Below are 1,433 nucleotides of genomic sequence, written 5' to 3' on the forward strand. Positions count from 1 at the left end.
CGAGCGCGAACTGCTCGCGGGTCGGGCTGTCAAGTATCTCGATCGAACGATCGACCCAGCCCGCCAGCCGCATTCAGCCCTCCGGCTCTTCCACGGCGGCCACCATCGTCTCGAGGGTCTCGAGCAGTACATCAGGCTCCGGCGGAGTCCCGCGGTGCACCGCCGCGACCATCCGCGATTCAAGAGCAGAAGTCGCCAACGAAATGCTCGTCCCTTGCAGCCGCGCCCACCGCTCGGCCAGGCTCTTGAACGCACTCGAAGCCACAACCGCTGCGAGTCGAGCCCGCTCTGGGTCCTCTCCTACGCGCCTTCGGAGTCGATCTGGGTCTGCGCCGGTAATGCTTGCCAGGGCGTTTATGACCGCCGGCACCTGGGGTGCGTTCTTGTTGCTCTCCCAGCCGAAGACATCCCTGCTCGTGACATCCCAACCCCGGTCTGCCATCTTCGCTGCGAGACCACTCACGGACAGGCCCGCTCGCTTGCGCGCTGCTGCGAGTGCCTTTCCATCGAGCGCAATCTCTGGGTCAGGCACGAGGCCGAGCATCGCGGCCACCGGGTCCTCTGGGAGCGGAGGCGGTTCCTGCTCAGCCTCCCAGGCCAGGTCGGCTGCATCGAGGAGCGCACGCAGGTCTGGTCGCCCCTCAAGGTACTCGGCACCCGAAACGAGGGCTGACCGTCCCGCCCGAGCGTCAAGGATCTCTGCAATCACGTCCTCGTCGTTATCTGAACTCATCGTCACCCTCCTTTCTCAACGGCTGCGCGGATCTCCGCCAGCACCTTCGTGACGATCTGACTAATTCGAGGTGGTGTCACACCCAACTCAGCCGCAACCTCTGCTCGCGCCCGGTCGAAGACCACGATCTCTCTGAACACGGTACGCGTCCGATGATCGAGCCGCGCCAGGACGGCGCGCGCCACGGCTAGCGCCTCGATTCGCTCAAGAATCTCGTCCTCCACTACCACGTGGTTGGTCTCGGGGATGTACTCCTCCGAGAGCGGCATACGACGGGACATGTACGCCGACGTTGCCATGTCCAGCGCTCTCCGTTTAGCCGTCGCCACAAGAAGTGCTTCCCAGCTGCGGGGCGCTTCCGTCGGCGGCGACTGCATGAGCGACACCATGGCGTTATGAACAGCATCTTCTGCGAGGTCTACGCGTCCACTTCCGCACAGCACCTCACGGGCGGCCCCGAACATCGCCTCGCGATGCTTCTGATACAGAGCCGCCCAATCTATCGAGGCGTCCGGCATCAGCCGTCGCCCTTCCAGCTTGCGAGCATCTCGCTACCTCCATCTGCGTCGATGAGTGACGCTTACAAGGTAGTCGAGCGAGCGCCCGTTTTAGTTAGCCCCTGACCTATGAAATGTTGCCGGGTCGGACACGACTAGACCCTGCTCCTCGTCCGGGTGCAATGAGCGTTACCACCGCCAAG

The 1,433-nt window shown here is 63.7% G+C and carries 2 protein-coding genes; both read right to left on the reverse strand.

The genetic code is table 11. The features are described from left to right. Positions 1-73: 73 nt before the first annotated feature. Positions 74-733: a hypothetical protein gene (locus Q1V87_RS12850; RefSeq protein ID WP_300593559.1), complete on the reverse strand. Its 660-nt coding sequence runs from the start codon at positions 731-733 to the stop codon at positions 74-76. A gap of 2 nt (positions 734-735) precedes the next feature. Next, entirely contained in the window at positions 736-1,251 is a 516-nt protein-coding gene (locus tag Q1V87_RS12855; protein WP_300593562.1) for a sigma-70 family RNA polymerase sigma factor, read from the reverse strand. Positions 1,252-1,433 lie beyond the last annotated feature (182 nt).

Origin of the sequence: Microbacterium sp. (assembly GCF_030149085.1) — a bacterium.
GTDB lineage: Bacteria > Actinomycetota > Actinomycetes > Actinomycetales > Microbacteriaceae > Microbacterium.

What these genes read in the sequence shown, in the direction of transcription:
- Q1V87_RS12850 (WP_300593559.1), bottom strand. Translation starts at nt 733, where the DNA reads ATGAGTTCAGATAACGACGAGGACGTGATTGCAGAGATCCTTGACGCT.
- Q1V87_RS12855 (WP_300593562.1), bottom strand. Translation starts at nt 1,251, where the DNA reads ATGCCGGACGCCTCGATAGATTGGGCGGCTCTGTATCAGAAGCATCGC.